Origin of the sequence: Amycolatopsis japonica, from assembly GCF_000732925.1 — a bacterium.
Classification (GTDB): domain Bacteria; phylum Actinomycetota; class Actinomycetes; order Mycobacteriales; family Pseudonocardiaceae; genus Amycolatopsis; species Amycolatopsis japonica.
Map to the genome: position 1 here is coordinate 527,476 of NZ_CP008953.1, position 16,828 is coordinate 544,303.

General features: G+C 69.1%; 17 protein-coding genes. 7 read left to right on the top strand and 10 right to left on the bottom strand.

The window, feature by feature from the left end:
- Nucleotides 1-6 precede the first annotated feature (6 nt).
- The gene (locus AJAP_RS02675) at nt 7-372 is read left to right on the top strand and encodes an MmcQ/YjbR family DNA-binding protein (protein WP_038507909.1); all 366 of its coding nucleotides are present in this window, start codon (nt 7-9) and stop codon (nt 370-372) included.
- Nucleotides 373-408: 36 nt separating this feature from the next.
- Here AJAP_RS02675 and sepH read toward each other — a convergent pair whose 3' ends face one another.
- From sepH to AJAP_RS02695, 4 genes are all read right to left on the bottom strand, one after another.
- Entirely contained in the window at nt 409-1,254 is an 846-nt protein-coding gene (gene sepH / locus AJAP_RS02680) for a septation protein SepH (RefSeq protein WP_038507911.1), read from the bottom strand.
- A 190-nt stretch (nt 1,255-1,444) separates the two neighbouring features.
- The gene (locus tag AJAP_RS02685) at nt 1,445-2,611 is read right to left on the bottom strand and encodes an ATP-binding protein (RefSeq protein ID WP_038507913.1); all 1,167 of its coding nucleotides are present in this window, start codon (nt 2,609-2,611) and stop codon (nt 1,445-1,447) included.
- Complete coding sequence (locus AJAP_RS02690; protein ID WP_038507914.1) at nt 2,608-3,267, bottom strand: response regulator transcription factor; 660 nt, start codon at nt 3,265-3,267, stop codon at nt 2,608-2,610. The genes AJAP_RS02685 and AJAP_RS02690 overlap by 4 nt, the downstream gene beginning before the upstream one ends.
- A gap of 117 nt (nt 3,268-3,384) precedes the next feature.
- On the bottom strand, nt 3,385-5,187 hold the full coding sequence (locus AJAP_RS02695; RefSeq protein ID WP_038507915.1) for an alpha-L-fucosidase: 1,803 nt from the start codon (nt 5,185-5,187) through the stop codon (nt 3,385-3,387).
- A gap of 230 nt (nt 5,188-5,417) precedes the next feature.
- Between AJAP_RS02695 and AJAP_RS02700 the strand changes: the two genes are divergently transcribed.
- The 5 genes from AJAP_RS02700 (at nt 5,418) to AJAP_RS02720 (ending at nt 10,234) form a co-directional block, all read left to right on the top strand.
- A complete protein-coding gene (locus AJAP_RS02700; protein ID WP_038507917.1) occupies nt 5,418-5,963 on the top strand; it encodes a hypothetical protein in 546 nt (181 codons plus the stop codon).
- Nucleotides 5,960-7,060: a peptidoglycan-binding protein gene (locus AJAP_RS02705; RefSeq protein ID WP_038507920.1), complete on the top strand. Its 1,101-nt coding sequence runs from the start codon at nt 5,960-5,962 to the stop codon at nt 7,058-7,060. Before AJAP_RS02700 ends, AJAP_RS02705 begins: the two co-directional genes overlap by 4 nt.
- The gene (locus tag AJAP_RS02710) at nt 7,057-7,743 is read left to right on the top strand and encodes an ABC transporter ATP-binding protein (RefSeq protein WP_007033339.1); all 687 of its coding nucleotides are present in this window, start codon (nt 7,057-7,059) and stop codon (nt 7,741-7,743) included. Before AJAP_RS02705 ends, AJAP_RS02710 begins: the two co-directional genes overlap by 4 nt.
- On the top strand, nt 7,740-8,954 hold the full coding sequence (locus AJAP_RS02715) for an ABC transporter permease (protein ID WP_038507922.1): 1,215 nt from the start codon (nt 7,740-7,742) through the stop codon (nt 8,952-8,954). The genes AJAP_RS02710 and AJAP_RS02715 overlap by 4 nt, the downstream gene beginning before the upstream one ends.
- Before the next feature lie 80 nt (nt 8,955-9,034).
- Complete coding sequence (locus AJAP_RS02720) at nt 9,035-10,234, top strand: glycosyltransferase 87 family protein (RefSeq protein ID WP_051972322.1); 1,200 nt, start codon at nt 9,035-9,037, stop codon at nt 10,232-10,234.
- A 5-nt stretch (nt 10,235-10,239) separates the two neighbouring features.
- On the opposite strand, the gene serC is transcribed toward AJAP_RS02720, so the two are convergent.
- Nucleotides 10,240-11,367 (bottom strand): phosphoserine transaminase, encoded by a 1,128-nt coding sequence (gene serC / locus AJAP_RS02725; protein WP_016337521.1) that lies wholly within the window; start codon nt 11,365-11,367, stop codon nt 10,240-10,242.
- Between the two features lie 116 nt (nt 11,368-11,483).
- On the opposite strand from serC, the gene AJAP_RS02730 reads away from it, so the two are divergent.
- Nucleotides 11,484-11,801 (top strand): hypothetical protein, encoded by a 318-nt coding sequence (locus AJAP_RS02730; protein WP_037348049.1) that lies wholly within the window; start codon nt 11,484-11,486, stop codon nt 11,799-11,801.
- 241 nt (nt 11,802-12,042) lie between these two features.
- Here AJAP_RS02730 and AJAP_RS02735 read toward each other — a convergent pair whose 3' ends face one another.
- The 5 genes from AJAP_RS02735 to AJAP_RS02755 are packed head-to-tail and all read right to left on the bottom strand — an operon-like array spanning nt 12,043 to nt 16,826.
- Nucleotides 12,043-13,389, bottom strand: a complete 1,347-nt coding sequence (locus AJAP_RS02735; protein WP_038507924.1) for a serine hydrolase domain-containing protein — start codon at nt 13,387-13,389, stop codon at nt 12,043-12,045.
- Between the two features lie 14 nt (nt 13,390-13,403).
- Nucleotides 13,404-14,024, bottom strand: coding sequence for a response regulator (locus AJAP_RS02740; RefSeq protein ID WP_037348043.1), 621 nt, complete (start codon nt 14,022-14,024; stop codon nt 13,404-13,406).
- On the bottom strand, nt 14,021-15,181 hold the full coding sequence (locus tag AJAP_RS02745) for a sensor histidine kinase (RefSeq protein ID WP_038507927.1): 1,161 nt from the start codon (nt 15,179-15,181) through the stop codon (nt 14,021-14,023). The genes AJAP_RS02740 and AJAP_RS02745 overlap by 4 nt, the downstream gene beginning before the upstream one ends.
- Entirely contained in the window at nt 15,178-15,990 is an 813-nt protein-coding gene (locus AJAP_RS02750; protein ID WP_038507928.1) for an ABC transporter permease, read from the bottom strand. Before AJAP_RS02750 ends, AJAP_RS02745 begins: the two co-directional genes overlap by 4 nt.
- On the bottom strand, nt 15,987-16,826 hold the full coding sequence (locus tag AJAP_RS02755; protein WP_148311438.1) for an ABC transporter ATP-binding protein: 840 nt from the start codon (nt 16,824-16,826) through the stop codon (nt 15,987-15,989). Before AJAP_RS02755 ends, AJAP_RS02750 begins: the two co-directional genes overlap by 4 nt.
- Between the last annotated feature and the right edge of the window lie 2 nt (nt 16,827-16,828).

Below are 16,828 nucleotides of genomic sequence, written 5' to 3' on the forward strand. Positions count from 1 at the left end.
AGATCCATGGCCGGAGATCCGCTCGATTCACTCAGACGGCTCTGTCTCGCGCTGCCGGAAACCTCCGAGCGGCTCAGTCACGGCGAGCCGACCTGGTTCGTACGCGGCAAGAAGACGTTCGTCATGTACGCGGACCGTCATCACGACGACAAGGTCGCCTTCTGGTGCCCGGCGCCGCCCGGGGCGCAGGAGGAGCTGGTGGGCGCCGAGCCGGAGCGGTTCTTCCGGCCGCCGTATGTCGGCCACCGGGGGTGGCTCGGGGTGCGGCTGGACACCGACGTCGACTGGGCCGAGATCGGACAGATCGTCACCGACGCGTATTGCCTCGTGGCGCCGAAATCCCTGATCGCGCAGGTCCCCGGACGCACGTAATGGCCCCTCCACCGGAAGGGGCCACTACGTGCGGATTCAACCTCGTTGCGATCGGACGCCCAGGAGGACGTCTTCCCAGGATGGAACGATGGGGTGGTTCTTCTTCCCCTTCGCCCGTGGAGCGGGTTCGGCCACTTCCTCCGGCTCGTCAGCCGGAAGTGGTGGCTCGGCATCTTCTTCGGGCTCGGCTATCGGCGCGTCGATCACCTTCGCGACCGGCTCGTCCGGGACCGAATCGAGAGTCGGCTGGACGACCGCGTCCCGGCCGGGCTCGAGTGCCCGTACCGTGCGCGGGGCACGGTAGGCGTTGGGGTTGAGCAGGACTTCGGCGTTCTCGTCGAGGGCCTGCACGGTGCCGCCGTGCGCGCCGGGTGCGAACGCCCAGTGCGCGCGGTTGTCCGAACGGCCGGCCTTCCAGCTGAGCACGACGACCCACTTGCCGTCGTCGCCTCGCCAGGAGTCCCAGGTCGCCTGGCTGTAGTCGTGACCGCGCTGCCCGAAGGAGTGCGCGACGACCTCGCCGAGGGTCTGGACGTCGGGGCCGTCCTCGCGGACCGGATGCGCCCGCTGGGCCAGTTCGGCGGTGCGGGATCGTTCGAGCAGGACGGGGTACGCGAACCGCTCGACGCGCTGCACGGTGACGCCGGCGCTGCTCGCGACCTGCTCCACGGACTCACCGGCCCGGATTCGTGCCTGGATCTCGCGTGGCCGCATTTGGCTCTCCAACTCGATTTCGATCTGGCCGAGGCGGGTGATGTCACCCCTCGCCGCCGCTCGCAGCCTCTCATCCGCGGGGAGCAGGAAGCGCGTGCGGCTCGCCGGGTCTTCGCACACGATGGACTTACCGTCCTCGTGCAGCCCGACCACCCGTAGCGCTCGCATTCTCGCCTCCCCGATTCTTCACCTTTGTGGGTGTCCACGTTAAAACGGCGCGTCGCCTTGACGTGTGAGGCGCGCCGATGTCCTGTGTCCTGCTCACTATTTTGTTCATGACGGCAAGGGGAATTCTGCGGGAGCGAAGGGCGGCTTGCCGCGTGACGCGCCGGACACGCACAGTCACGATCGGGGGAATCTACGGCAGCCGCACCCGGACGACCAGTCCGCCGCCGCGGCCGCCCGGTTCCGCGCCCGCGGTCCCGCCGTGCGCCTTCGCGATGGACCGGACGATCGACAGGCCGAGCCCGGCGTTGCGGGAGTCGCCGGTACGGTCGCCCGAAAGCCGGCGGAACGGCTCGAACAGGGCGGGTACGGCGTCCAGCGGCACCTGCGGGCCGGTGTTGCGCACCACCAGCGCCGGATCGCCGCCGATGTCGACGTGGATCCAGCCGCCCTGGCGGTTGTAGGTGATGGCGTTGTGCACCAGGTTCGTGACCAGCCGTTCCAGCAGCACGGGATCGCCGGACACCGTCCGCGGCCGCAGCCGCGACTCCACCGTGACCCCCGCCTCCTCGGCCATGGCCGACGCCGACCGGATCACCGTCGCCGCGACCTCGTCCAGCCGCACGGGGGCTCGCGCGGTCAGGCCGCGGTCGCTGCGGGCGAGCACGAGCAGGCCTTCGATCATCCGTTCGCTGCGTTCGTTGGTGTAGATCAGATGTTCGCCGAGTTTCCGGACCTCGGGGCTCGCGTCGGGGGCGGCCATCGCGACCTCGACCAGCGTCCGCTGCACCGCGAGCGGGGTCCGCAGTTCGTGGGAAGCGTTGGCGACGAAGCGTTTCTGGCTGTCGAAGGACACGGCGAGCCGGTCGAGCATGCCGTCGAAGGTGTCCGCGAGTTCCTTGAGTTCGTCGTCGGGGCCGTCGAGGTCGATGCGCCGGTCGAGGTTTTCGACCTCGAGTTTCCGTGCCGTGGAAGTGATCGCGTGCAACGGCCGCAGTACGCGGCTCGCCATCAGCCAGCCGAGCAGCACCGCGAGGCCGCCGGCGATCGCCAACGCCACCAGTGATTGCCACAGCAGGGTCGAAAGGACGTCCGAGCGGTATTCGGTGATCGACGTCGCGACCAGTTGCGTGGCCTGGGCTCGTTCGGCGGGGAGGATGCTCGTCGTGTCCATCGGATACGCCCTGGCGACCTCGATCTGGGCGCCCGCGGTCGCTCCGTTCGCGAACGCCGCCGTATCCGGCAGGGTCGAGCTCACCAGCAGGTAGTTGACGATGAGCAGGGCGAGCCCGACGATCAGGAACGCGCCGCCGTAGAGCGCCGTCAGCTTGGTGCGGACGGAGAGCCGGAGCGGTTTCACGACCCGAACCGGTAACCCGCGCCGGGCACGGTCTCGATCAGCGGCGGTTCGCCGAGTTTGCGCCGCAACGTCATCATCGCCACGCGGACGGCGTTCGTGAACGGGTCGGCGTGTTCGTCCCACGCCTTCTCCAGCAGTTCTTCCACGCTGACCACGGTCCCTTCGGCGCGCATGAGCACCTCCAAGACGGCGAATTCCTTGGGGGACAAGGGAAGGAACCGGCCGTCGCGGGACGCCTGGTGCCGGGGCAGGTCGAGGACGACGCCGCCGCGTTCCAGCACCGGTGGCAACGCCGGCCGCGCGCGCCGCGAGAGCGCCTGCACCCTGGCGACGAGTTCGGCGAACGCGAACGGTTTCGTCAGGTAGTCGTCGGCGCCGAGGCCCAGCCCGGCGACCCGGTCGTTGACGTCGGCCGCGGCCGTCAGCATGAGGACCCGGGCCTCGCCGCCGGTCCCGATCACCGCGGCGCAGACTTCGTCGCCGTGCACGACGGGGAGGTCCCTGTCGAGCACGACGACGTCGTAGCCGTGCACCCCCACCCGGTCCAGGGCCTGCGCGCCGTCGTAGCAGACGTCGACGGCCATGGAGAACCGTCGCAGGCCCTCGGCGATCGTGTCCGCCAGGAGCCGCTCGTCTTCCACCACCAGCACTCTCACCTGGCCAGTCTGCCCCGGGAGGGGGTAAGCGGGGGATAAGCGCCTGGTCGCGTGGGTCGTGAGTGGCGTTTCGGGTTAGAACCCGAAACGCCACTCACGACCAGCTGTACCGAACGCTCAGCCGGCCGGGTGCAACTGACGCGCCGGGATCACCTGCTGCGGAGTGTTCGGGCTCGACCACAGCAGCTTCATCGACGCCTCCCCGCCGCGTTCGGTGTGTTCGAGCCGGATCGCGTAGGACCGCCCGGCGACCAGGTCGAGAGTCGCTTTGTCGACACTGGGCCCGTGGGGTGTGGTGTTGTCGATCAGGAGTTTCCCGTCGACCCACAGCCGCACGGTGTCGTCCGAGACCGTGGTGAACGTGTACTTCCCGGTGTCGCGCGCGGCGACCTGCCCGGTCCAGCGCGACGAGAAGGTCTCCGCCGGGATCTTCGCGTCCGGTGAGCCGGTGAACTTCCAGTTGTGGTTCACGCCCGGCTCGACCCGCCGCACCGTCGGCGTCCCGGTGAAGTCCGCGTTCGGCCAGTATTCGGCGGTCAACCCGGTCCCGCGTCCGACAGGCGCCTGCGGCACCGGATCGACGCTCAGCTCGATGACGGTCGCGATGTCGTTCGTCCGGCTGCCCGACGGCGTGAGCTTCACGCTTCCGGGTGACTGCTCGACCCGCACGCGCTGACGGCTGCCGAGCACTCGCGCTTCGCGGACGCGGAAAGGCGCCAACGCGTCGAGCGTCAGAGAACCGCCCGAAGCGGGCCAATCGAACACCGACGCGTACAGCTTGTCGCCGCGACGGCTGACGACACCCCAGCTCGGTTCTGCGACCAGACCTGGCGCGCCTGCCCCGTAGACAGCCGCGGACTGGCCGTTGGTCCGCAGCCACTGGCCCATCTGTTTCAGCCTGTCGATGGATTCCGTCGGCACCCGTCCGTTGCGATCGGGGCCGACGTTGAGCAGGAAGTTCCCGCTACGGCCGGCGATCGAGAGCAGTTTCCTGGTCAGATCCGCCGAGGACTTCCAGTTGTGGTCCCAATCGGTGTAACCCCAGCTGCCGTTGAGGGTCATGCACGATTCCCACAGCTGCCCGTCGACCGGCTTGTCCGGGATCTCCTGTTCCGGCGTGCCCGTGTCGCCGTCGACCACCCGCCGTTTGCCGACGCGGTTGTTGACCACAATGGACGGATCGAGGCTGCGGACGTAAGCCTCCAGCTCCTCGCCGTCCCTTTCCGTCCAAGGGTTGTTGGGCCGGTCGGTGCTCCATTCGCCGTCGAACCACAGCACCGCCGGGTGGTAGTTGTCGACGAGTTCCTTGAGCTGGGCGTACATCCGCTCCTTGTACTTGGGGAACGTCGCGGGGTCCGGGAAGTCCGGGTCGTGCCAATCCCAGATCGAGTAGTAGAAGCCGAGTTTGACGTCGCGCGCGGCCGTCGCGCGTTTCAGTTCGGCGAGGATGTCACGCTTCTTGTCGAACGCCGAGTGGTCGCGGAGGTTGAACTTGTTGACCTTCGTCGGCCACATCGCGTAGCCCTCGTGATGCTTCGACGTGATCACCACGTACTTCTGCCCGGCGTCCTTCGCCGACTGCGCGATGGCGTTCGCGTCGAAGCCGGCGGGGTTGAACTTCGCGGCGATCTGCTCGTATTCCGCGCGCGGGATCTGGCAGTTCCGTTGGATCCATTCGGCGTCCTGGCAAACGCTTCCATCAGGGCGGGTGTACTTCCCCTGCAGCTGCGAGTACGTGCCGAAGTGGATGAACTGGCCGAAGCGGTCGTCGCGCCACCAGTGCGTCCGGTCGGCGGTGAACGGGTCGTCGTAGGCGTGGTCGGACGGGAGTGGCGCGGCTTCTGCGGCGGGCGCGATGCCCAGTGCGGTGGTCGCGATGACGAGGGCCGCCAGGGCCCGGAGTGGCTTGCGGCGATTCATGCACTCCTCCTCGCTGAGGTGTGGACGTCGGGGACTTTAAGAAGCCAGAGATCGGATGTGAACCTCCGAAAGGTCCATCAGGGAGCTAGTTCACCCGGAAAGACGGAAGAAAGGTCGGATCTCTGTTCCGCTGATCGGGACTGTAAGCGCGACATAAGCAACATCGCTTACCGCCCCGGAATCGCCGTCTCCGTAGAAATCGGGTCGCCAAGACGACCGAAGGAGCAGCGATGCGGAAACGACCCATGGCGGTGCTGATCGCCGGAGCGGTCTTCGCGCTCGTGGCCGGTTGCGGTGGTGGCGGGGACGGCGGCGACAAGGTCGCCTCGATCTCGTCCCCTCCCGCCGCCGGCGCGGGCGACGGGAAGCAGGCGGACAACGTGTCCGACGAGGACAAGATGCGCAACTTCGCGAAGTGCATGCGGGAGCACGGCGTCGACATGCCGGATCCCAAGACCGACGGCGACGGGCAAGGCTCGATCTCCATCGAGGCCGGCGAGGTCGGGCGCGACGAGAACAAGATGAAGGCCGCGAGCGACGCGTGCCGGAAGCTGCTGCCCAACGGTGGCGAGATCAAGCCGCCCACGCCGGAAGAACTCGACAAGATGCGCAAGGAAGCCAAGTGCATGCGCGAGCACGGGATCGACTTCCCGGATCCCGATCCCAGCGGCAAGGGCGCCGCCATGACGATGGACATGGGCGACCCCAAGAAGTTCGAAGAAGCGGCGAAGGCCTGCGGTCTCGGCATGACCGTGAGGGCGGCCCCGGCGAAATGAGCGAACACGAAGGACCCGGCGGCGCACGGCGGTCGCGCCGGGCACGCTGGTTCATCATCGCGGCGGTCCTCGTCGTCGTGGTCGGGACGATGTCCGTGGTCGTGCTGACCAGGGTCACCTCCGAGGCCCAGCAGGTCGGGCAGGCGCCGCCGCCGGTCGAGACCGCGAAGGTCGAGAAGACCGACCTGCAGGAGGAAGAGGAAGCGAACGGGAAACTGGGCTACGGCGAGGAAAGCTCCCTCGCCGGCCGGAAACAGGGCACGATCACGTCCCTGCCGGACGCGGGCGCGGTGCTCACCCGCGGCAAGGCCGTGTACGGCGTCGACGCCAAACCCGTCCCGCTGTTCTACGGCACGCTGCCGTTCTTCCGCGACCTCGCCGACGGGGCCGCTGACGGCCCGGACGTCAAGCAGCTGGAAGAGAACCTGAAGGCGCTCGGTTTCGGCGGTTTCGGCACGCCCGACAAGAAGTTCACCTCCGCGACCGCCGCCGCGATCAAGAAATGGCAGAAGTCGCTGGGCTTGGAGCAGACCGGCGCGTTCGGGCAGGGCGACGTCGTCCTTGCGCCGGGTGAGATCCGGGTTTCGCAGGTCGCCGCGCAACTCGGCGGCCCCGGCGGCGGCGAACTGCTGAAGTACACCGGCACCGAGCGTCTCGTCGAGGTCAAACTCGACGCCGCCAAGCAGGCCATCGCCAAGGCGGGGGACAAGGTCGGGGTCGACATCACCGGCGGCAAGACCACGACCGGCGTGATCACCGACGTCGGCAAGGTCGCGGAGAACGGCAAGGACGGTGCCGGGCAGGACGACGGCAAGCCGAAGATCAAGGTGAAGATCAAACTGGACGATCCGGCCGCGGCGGGATCGCTCGATTCGACACCGGTGTCCGTGCGGTTCACCAAGGAAGTCCACAGTGGAGTGTTGGCGGTCCCGGTCGGGGCGCTGCTCGCGCTCGCCGAGGGTGGATACGCCGTCGAGGTCGACGAAGGCGGCAAGCGTCGTCTCATCGCGGTGAAGACCGGTTTGTTCTCAGGCGGACGCGTCGAGGTCACCGGCACCGGCCTCGCCGCCGGGATGCGGGTGGTGACGACGTCATGACCCCGGTGCTGGCCGTGCGCAACGCCTCGCGCACCTATCCCGGCGGCGTGCGCGCCCTGCACGAGGTGACACTGTCCATTGAGGACAGGGAGATGGTCGCCATCCTGGGGCCGTCGGGTTCCGGCAAGTCGACGCTGCTGCAGCTGATGGGCACACTCGACCGGCCGACCAGCGGCGTCATCGAACTGCGCGGGCACGACGTGGCGAAACTGCCCGACCGCAAGCTTTCGGCGTTGCGGTCGCGGTGGATCGGGTTCGTGTTCCAGCAGTTCTTCCTCAGTGAGGGGGTGAGCGCGGTCGACAACGTCGCGACAGGCCTGCTGTACGCGGGGGTGCCGCGGCGGAAACGGCGCGAGCGGGCGCTGGCCGCGCTCGACCGCGTCGGGCTCGCGCACCGGGCGGGGCATTTCCCGAACGAGCTCTCCGGCGGGGAACGGCAGCGGGTGGCGATCGCGCGGGCGGTCGTCAACTCGCCGTCGATCCTGCTGGCCGACGAGCCGACCGGGAACCTCGACACGGGCAACGGCGCGGCGATCCTCAACCTGCTGGCCACGTTGAGCTCGCAGGGGACGACGGTCGTGATCATCACGCACGACCGGGAGATCGCGGCGGGCATCCCGCGCCGGATCGAACTGCGGGACGGGCGGATCCGGCTCGACACCGGGACGGGGGTGCTGGTGTGAGCGCGCCCGTCCTCGACAAGACGCCGGATCCGGCCCGGCTCGGCCCGCGTGACGTGCTGAACCTCGGCGCGCACGGGATGCGGACGCGGCCGATGCGGGCGGTGCTGTCCGCGCTCGGCATCGGGATCGGGATCGCCGCGATGGTGGCGGTGCTCGCGATTCCGGCGTCGGGCGCGAAGGCGTTGCAAGACCAGCTGGCCGCGCTGGGCACCAACCTGCTCACGGCGGGGCCGGGCAAGACGATGTTCGGCGGCGACGCGACCCTGCCGGACAGCGCGGTGCCAATGGCGAAACGGATCGCTCCGGTGACGGCGGCGTCCGCGACCGGGACCACCGGCGGGTCCGTGCGGCGCACGGACAAGATCGACAAGGACGAGACGTCCGGCCTCGGCGTCTACGCGGCGACGCCGGATCTTCTCGACGTCATCGGTGGTGCCGTCCGCGACGGGCAGTTCCTCCGGGACGCCACTCGCGACTATCCGGTCGTCGTGCTGGGTTCGGTCGCGGCGGCGCGGCTCGGGATCGACCACATCGACCCGGCGAAACCGCCGCAGGTGTACATCGACGGGAAGTGGTTCACCGTGGGCGGGATCCTCGGGCCGACGCCGCTGGCGCCCGAGATCGAGCGTTCGGTGCTGGTCGGCTGGGACGCGGCCAAGCGGCTCCTCGACTTCGAGGGCCACCCGACGACCGTGTACGTGCGGGCGAAGGATTCGCAGGTCGAGAACGTGCGGTCGGTGCTCGCGCAGACGATGAACCCGGAGGCGCCGAACGAGGTCGAGGTCCGTCGTCCGTCGGAAGCGCTGGAGGCGCAGAAGCTGACGGAGAACACCTACAGCGCGCTGTTCCTCGGGCTCGGCGGGGTGGCGTTGCTGGTCGGCGGCGTCGGGGTGGCCAACACGATGGTGATCTCGGTGCTGGAACGACGCCGGGAGATCGGCCTCCGCCGCGCGCTCGGCGCGACGAAACGGCAGGTGAGAGGCCAGTTCCTGGCCGAGTCGGTGCTGTTGTCCGGGCTCGGCGGGATCGCCGGGGTCCTGGTCGGGGTGCTGGTGACGTCCGGATACGCGCTGAGCCAAGGCTGGCCTGCGGTGCTCCCCGTCGGCGCCCTGCTCGGCGGGGTCGGGATCTCGGCGCTGGTCGGTGCCGTCGCCGGTGCCTATCCGGCGATGCGCGCGGCGCGCCTGCCCCCGACCCAAGCCCTCGCCTAGCTCGCGTTTCGTCCTCTGGATGCGGTGGTTCACCGCATCCAGAGGACTGAACGCGCGGTGGCGGTGGGTAATCTCGCCGGGTGCTGGTGGGATTGTCGGGGCGGAAACTCGCGGGGGCGTTGATCGCGCTCGAAGCCGTCGTGGTCGGCGTGCTGTTCACGCTCAAGGTGTTCGACGGCCAGGACCTCGAGGTCTACATCGGCGGCGCGCGGCTGCTCGTCGACTCCGGCGACCCGTACGGCGCGTGGGTGCAGACGCACGGCGGCTGGCTGCCTTTCACCTACACGCCGTTCGCGGCGGCGGTGTTCCTGCCCGGCACGCTCCTGTCGGCCGCGCTGGCCACGCGACTGGTCGGGCTCGCGTCGATCATCGCGGGCGGGATCGTCGTCTACCTCTTCGTCGCGACGCTCAACGGTTCGCTCACCGATCGTTCCGCCGTCCGGGGCCGCGCCGTCGCCGTCCTGGCGGCGATCGGGGCACAGGCCGTCGGCGGGATCATGGAGCCGGTCCGTTCGACGCTCGGCTTCGGCCAGGTGAACACCCTGCTGATGCTGCTGGTCGTCCTCGACGCCCTGCTGCCGGGCCGCGCCCGCACGAAGGGCCTGCTGATCGGCGTCGCCGCGGCGATCAAGCTGACGCCTGCCTTCTTCATCCTGTTCTTCTTGTTCCGCAAGGACTTCCGCTCCGCGGGCCGGGTGGTGGCCGGTTTCCTCGGCGCGGGCGCGCTGATGTTCCTGACCGCGCCCGGCGCGTCGGCGAGGTTCTGGACGGACATCCTGTTCGACACCAGCCGCATCGGCGATCGCGGTTACGTCGGCAACCAGTCGCTGCGCGGGATGCTCGCGCGGTTCGGTTTCGGCTCGGCGGAAGACGTCGTCTGGGTGCTGGCCTCGATCGCCGTGGTCGCGCTGACCGCGTTCGTGATCGTGCGCGTCGCGGAGCCGGTGGTCGCGCTGACCGCGTGTGCCGTCGGCGGGCTGCTGGTGTCGCCGGTTTCGTGGACGCACCACTGGATCTGGTGCGTGCCGATCCTGGTGCTGCTGATCCGGGCGCGTTCGGTCGTTTCGTACGTGCTCGCCGCCGTGACGGTGGCGTTGTTCGTGATCGCGCCGATGTGGCTCGCGCCGCGGCCCGCCGGGAGCTTCGGCTGGTGGCTGGCGACGGAGTCCTACGTGCTGTACGGCCTGGTGCTGCTCGCCCTGGCCGCAGTCTTCCGCAAGTCCGTGAAGGCCTCCTTGAGGGACTCTGGGTCCCTCAAGGAGGCCTTCACGGACAGCTAGCTAGCTCAGCCCAGGCGCTCGACGACGTACTCGATGCTCTGGGTCAGCTTCGTGATGTCGTCCGGGTCGATGGCCGGGAACAGGCCGACGCGCAGCTGGTTGCGGCCCAGCTTCCGGTACGGCTCGGTGTCGACGATCCCGTTGGCGCGCAGCACCTTCGCCACCGCGGCGGCGTCCACCTCGTCAGCGAAGTCGATGGTGCCGACGACCTGCGAGCGCAGCGACGGGTCGCTGACGAACGGCGTGGTGTAGCCGGTCTTCTCGGCCCACTCGTACAGCCGGGTCGACGAGTCGCGGGTCCGCGAGGTCGTCCACTCCAGACCGCCGTTGGAGTTCATCCACTCGATCTGGTCGGCCAGCAGGAACAGCGTCGACACCGCCGGGGTGTTGTACGTCTGGTCCTTGCGGGAGTTGTCGAGCGCCGTGGTCAGCGACAGGAACTCGGGGATCCAGCGGTCGCTCGCGCCGATCTCGCCGATGCGCTCGACGGCGGCGGGCGACGCCAGCGCGATCCAGAGGCCACCGTCGGAGGCGAAGGACTTCTGGGGCGCGAAGTAGTAGACGTCGAAGTCCTCGGCCTTGACCGGCAGACCGCCCGCGCCGGAAGTGGCGTCGATGGCGACGAGGGCGCCTTCGCTGCCTTCAGGGCGGCGGACCGGCACAGCGACACCGGTCGAGGTCTCGTTGTGCGCCCAGCCGACCAGGTCGGCGCCGGCCTCGTAGGCGATCTCGGGCGCGCTGCCCGGGTCGGCCTTCACGACGATCGGGTCGGCGAGGAACGGGGCGCCCTTGGTCACCGTGGCGAACTTCGAGGAGAACTCGCCGTAGGTGAAATGCTGCGCACGTTCCCGCACGAGCCCGAACGCGGCGGCGTCCCAGAATGCGGTCGTCCCGCCGTTGCCGAGGACCACTTCGTAGCCTTCGGGCAGGGAGAACAATTCGGACAGACCCGCACGCACGCGGCCGACGAGGGACTTCACCGGCTTCTGACGGTGCGAGGTGCCGAGGTAGGTGGCACCGGATTTCGCCAGGTTGGCGAGCTGCTCGTCACGGACCTTGGACGGTCCGCAGCCGAAGCGGCCATCGGCAGGCTTCAGGTCCGCGGGGAGGGTCAACTCAGGTGCGTCGGTCATGTGCCCAGTCTCTCAGGTCGGGATGACCCTGCTGAAAGTCGGTGTCGCGTGTCCGGTATGTGGGATCGGAGAACTCGCTCCCGCGGGTGCCCGTCGTCCGGGTAGCTTCTCGCCTCATGGCGACAGTGCACGAGCGATTCCCCCTGGCCCCCGAGGCGTTGTGGCAGGCCCTTCCGAACGGGGTCACGGCGGTCAAGGGGAAGAACCCTTTCTACGACGCGGCCGCGGGCTACGTCACCTTCTCCACCAGCATGGGCCTCTTCAGCTACGGCCAGACGGTCACCGTGAAGGTCGAGCGGACCTCCGAGGGCTCCGGGCTGGCGATCCAGACGAGCCTGAAGTTCGGCTTCGTCGACTGGGGCGAGGGCAAGCGCATCGCCCGCAAGTTCATCGCGGCCGTCGGCGCGGCGGTCGGGCACACCCCGGCGGTCTGATGTGGTCGTGAGTGGCGATTCGGGTTCTCTTTGAGCCGGGGTCGAACGTGGCGTGTTCTCGGGCGGGCCGATGGTGGGATGAAGGCTCCCTTCGCCGCGCCTGATGCGGTGAAAGGAGCCTTCGTCCCTGGTCACGCACGGGAGTCGGCCGCGTGTCGTGTCGTCCATCCAGTCACGCGTGTCGTCCGCCGGATCACGCGTGTCGTCCGGTCGATCACGTGAAATCGGCGGTGCTGGACCGCTAGCGCCAGCCCTCGGGATCGACGCCGCCCGGGATGGGCGCCGCCGGGTCGAACGGGGTGCGCGAGAAGATGAACGTCGCGAGGTCGAGGTGGTTCGGCTTGCCCGCCGAATCCCGTCCGACCCGCAGCGTCTCGCCCGCGTAGTAGGCGTCGAGACCGACCCAGGTGTCGTCGCCCACCGGCGCGAACCGCGACGCGCGGCCGGGGCCATCGGTCGGCGCGAGCGAGAACAGGCCGCCCGGGAGCAGCCGCAGGTGGTACGGCGTCGGGCCCCAGTGCCACAACCCGGTCAGCTCCAGCAACTTCGGGTCCACAGTGGACGGTTGCCATTCGGCGGGCATGGACGGCTCGTGCTGTTCGGTCAGGTTCATCAGGTCGAGGCACAGCTGCGTGATGCCGACGCCCGCCGTCGAGTTCGTCAGCACCAGCGCGCCGATGCCGGCGTTCGCGTCGACGAGCGAGCAGGCGAGGAAGCCCGGCATCGATCCGGTGTGCCCGGCCAGCCGCCTGCCCTCCGTGCGGACCAGCATGACACCGAGGCCGAATCCGGTGGTCCAGGCGTCGCCGTCGTCCACGGTGACCATTTCGCGCATCTCCGCGACGGTCTGCTCGCTCAGGACGCCGCCGGTGTGCCCGCCGAGGAACGCCGTCCAGCGGGCGAGGTCGGTGGCCGTCGACCACAGCTGGCCGGCGGGGGCCATCGCGCCCGCGTCCGGCGACGGCTCCGGCATGAGGAGATCGGCGAAGGGATGCACGGCGAACCCGTCCGCGTGCGCGCCTTCCGGATGCGGCGAGGTCCGGTTCATGCCGAGCGGGCCCAGGATCTCGGCGCGGACGACGTCGAGCCACGACTGCCCGCGGTGCCGCGCGACCAGCTCGCCGAGCACGCCGTAACCGACGTTGCTGTAGTGGAACCGGCTGCCCGGCCGCAGCCGCGTCGCGCCGTCCTTGAGGCTCTCGACGAGCGCGTCCCAGTCCGCGCCCACGGTGCGCTCCCACCAGGAGCCGGGCGATTCCGCGGTCAGGCCCGAGGTGTGCGACAGCAGTTGCGCGATGGTGGCCGAGCCGAACGAGGTGCCGGGTAGATGCTGCTCCAGCGGGTCGTTCAGGTCGAGCTTGCCTTCGTCGCGCAGCCGCATGACGGCCGTCGCGACGAGTGTCTTGGTGATCGACCCGAGCCGGTACTGCGTGTCGGCGCCCGGTGTCTCGCCGTCGACGCGTCCGCGCCCTCCGGACCAGGCGATTTCCCCGTCGCGGACGACGGCGGCGACGATGGACGGGGTGCGGCACGAGGATTGCTCGTGCGCGAGGCGGCGAAGCAGCGCCATTTCGGTCGTGGCAAGCATGGGTCGCATTCTGCCTACCCGAGCAGCCCCAGTCGCATAGCGGTGGTCACAGCGGCCGTACGGTCCGAAACGTCCAGTTTCCCGAACACGCGCAGGAGATGGGTCTTGACCGTCGCCTCGCTGATGTGGAGCGTCCGGCCGATGTCGGCGTTCGTGCTTCCCCGCGCCACCAGCCGGAGTACCTCGATCTCGCGTGCCGACAAGGGCGACGCCGTCGGGTTGCGCACCCGGTTCACCAGCTTCCCGGCGACCGAAGGCGCCAAGACCGTCTCGCCGCGCGACGCGGCACGAATCGCACCGGCGAGCTCCGCGCGCGAAGCGTCTTTCAACAGGTAGCCGGAGGCGCCCGCTTCGACCGCGCGCAGGATGTCCGCGTCCGTCTCGTAGGTGGTGAGCACGACGACGCGCTGGCCCGGCCGGTCGGCGAGGATCTTCCGCGTCGCGCCGACGCCGTCGAGACCGGGCATCCGCAGGTCCATCAGGATCACGTCCGGCTGCTTGACCCGGCTCAGCGCGACGGCCTCGTCGCCGGAGCCCGCTTCCCCGATGACGCTCAGGTCCGGCTCGGCCTCCAGCATTCCGCGCAGGCCTTCCCGCACCACGGGGTGATCGTCGACCAGCATGATCGTGATCACGCGGGCACCTCCAGTTCCAATGTCGTCCCCGCACCTGGTTCGCTCTTCAGCGTCACGATGCCACCGACCTGATCGGTACGCGTGCGCATCCCCGCCAGGCCGAAGCCACCGGTGGGCGCGGCGGGGTCGAATCCGATGCCGTCGTCCGTGACGCCGAGCCGGACACGTCCGTCCACAACGGACAGCCGAAGCGAGACGCGGGTGGCGCGGGAATGCTTGCGAATGTTGCTCAGCGCCTCCTGTGCCGCCCGCAGAAGGACGACCTCCGTGGACATCGGGAGCGCGGGCAGCGGGCCGCCGACCTCGATCGACGCCTCGATCCCGGTCTCCTCGGTCAGCCGTTCCCCCTGACGGCGCAAGGCTTCCTCCAGTGAAGCGGCGACGAGTGCCGACGGTCCCTGCGCCGCGACCATCGCCCGCGCCTCGGCCAGGTTCTCCCGCGCCGTCCGCGCCGCGAGCTCCAGATGACGACGGGCCGCCTTCGGATCGGTGTCCATTTCGGACTCGATGGCCTGGGTGAGCGTGACGATGCTGGTGAAGCCCTGCGCGAGCGTGTCGTGGATCTCGCGGGCCATGCGCTCGCGTTCGGCGGCCGTCCCCGCCTCCCGCGAGAGCCTGGAGACCTCCGCCTGGCTGGCTTGCAGCTGTTCGATCAACGCGGCCCTGCTCTTGCTCTGATCGATGATCTGGCTGGTGTAGCGGCCGGCGAGGATGCTGAAGACGATCAGGATCGCCGTCATCGGCAGCAGGATGCGCAGGGACGGCTGATCGAAGCCGCCTCGCGCGATGGACGACGCCGGGCCCAGCAGCACCCCGATCGTGGTGAAGACCGACGCCGTCTTCGTCGACAGCGTCATGTAGAGCACCGGGCACACGAAGAACAGGATGAAACTCGACGTGGTGCTGGCGAAGTTGGCGCCCGCCAGGAAGAGCATCACCACCCCGGTGTGCAGCCACGGCGTGTCTTCGTGGTCCGGGCCCTTGATGAGCCGGCGGCCCCGGACCAGGTACGCCACGGCGATACCGGTCAAGCACAGGATCGCGACCGTCTTGTCCGTGGTCGTCCCGTCGTCGAAGACCACCAGGGCGGTCGTCGCGGCGAAGGTGATCCCGAAGAGGACCTCCCACAGCCAGTAGAACCGCTCCCAGGCGTTCACTTGCCTTCGTTCGACCAGCGGAACGTCAGCTTCGCCAGCAGCAGCCCCGCGACGCACCACGCCGTCAGCACCAGTGCCACCATCGGAAGTTCCCATGTCCCCGCCATTTCCTGACTCGCGGCCTCGGCCGGCAGGAACACCGAGCGGAAGCCCTGGCAGATCCACTTCACCGGGAAGAACGACGCGATGTCGACCATAACCTTCGGCAGGTTGGTGATCGGCGTGACGAACACCCCGGAGATGAACTGCAACGCGATGTAGATCAGATTGGCCACGGCGACCGCGCCGCTGACCGATTTGGTCACCGAGCCGAGCGCGATGCCCAGCAGGGTGCAGCTGGTGACGCCGAGCAGGAAGACCCACAGGGCGGTCAGCAGTTTCGCCGGATCGGTGGGCAGGCCCAGGTCGAACAGAAGGACACCGACGACCGACATCAGCACGACCTGGGCGATACTCGTCGCGCCGACCAGGACGATCTTGCCGATGAAGTAGGACGCCGCGGGCATCGGCGTACCGCGAAGCCGTTTCAGCGCACCGGCTTCACGGTCCGCCGCCAGGCCGATACCGACGCTGTTGAACGACGTCGAGACGATGCCGGAGCCGATCATGCCCGCGGCCAGCACCTGTCCGGTGGTGATCGCCATGCCGGGCATCGAGGAGTTCAGCATCGAGCCGAGCAGGACCATCAGCAGGGACGGGAAGGCGAAGGTGAAGATCACCTGCTCCCGCAGGCGGAAGAACTGCTTGATCTCCGCGGCGCCGCGGACGAGACCGAGCGAGAAGGTGCCCGGGAGGGTCAGCGTGCTCATCGGGCTTCTCCGATCAGATCGAGGTAGGTCTCTTCGAGGGTGGGGCGGTGGACGGTCAGCTCCGACGGCTCGCGGCCGTCGGCGGAGAGCTCGCGGATCAGCTTGGCCGGGAAGTGGGTGCGTTCCAGGTGGGCGCCGTGCTCGTCGGCCCAGCGGACGGTGGCCTCCGCGGTGGCGCGGCCGCCGAGCGTCTGCGGCGTCCCCTCGGCGACGATCGCGCCGCGGGTGATGACCGCGACCCGGTCGGCCAGCGCCTCGGCCTCGTCCAGATAGTGCGTGGTGAGCAGGATCGTGGTGCCCTCGCGGGCGAGACTCCTGATCAGCTCCCAGAACTGGCGCCGGGCCGCCGGATCGAACCCGGTCGTGGGCTCGTCGAGGAACACCAGCTCGGGCCGCCCGATGATCCCGAGCGCGACGTCCACACGACGCCGTTGCCCGCCGGACAGGCTTTTGACGCGGGCGCCTGCCTTCTCGGTCAGGCCGACCTTCTCGATCACTTCGTCGGTGTCACGAGGATTCGGGTAGTAGCGGGCGAAGTGCCGGACGGTCTCGGCGACGGTGAGCTCGGCGGCGTCGTTGGCCGTCTGCAACACGATCCCGAGCCTGGCCCGCCAGGCGCGGCCCGCCGTGCCTGGATCCTCGCCGAGGACGTCGACCTCGCCTTTGGTTCTCTTGCGATGACCCTCCAGGATCTCGACCGTCGTCGTCTTGCCCGCGCCGTTGGGGCCGAGCAGCGCGAACACCTCGCCCTGCTCGATGTCGAGGTCGATCCCCCCGACGGCCGTGTGGCCCGGGTACTCCTTGCGCAGGCCACGCACTTTCACCGCTTTGTTCATAC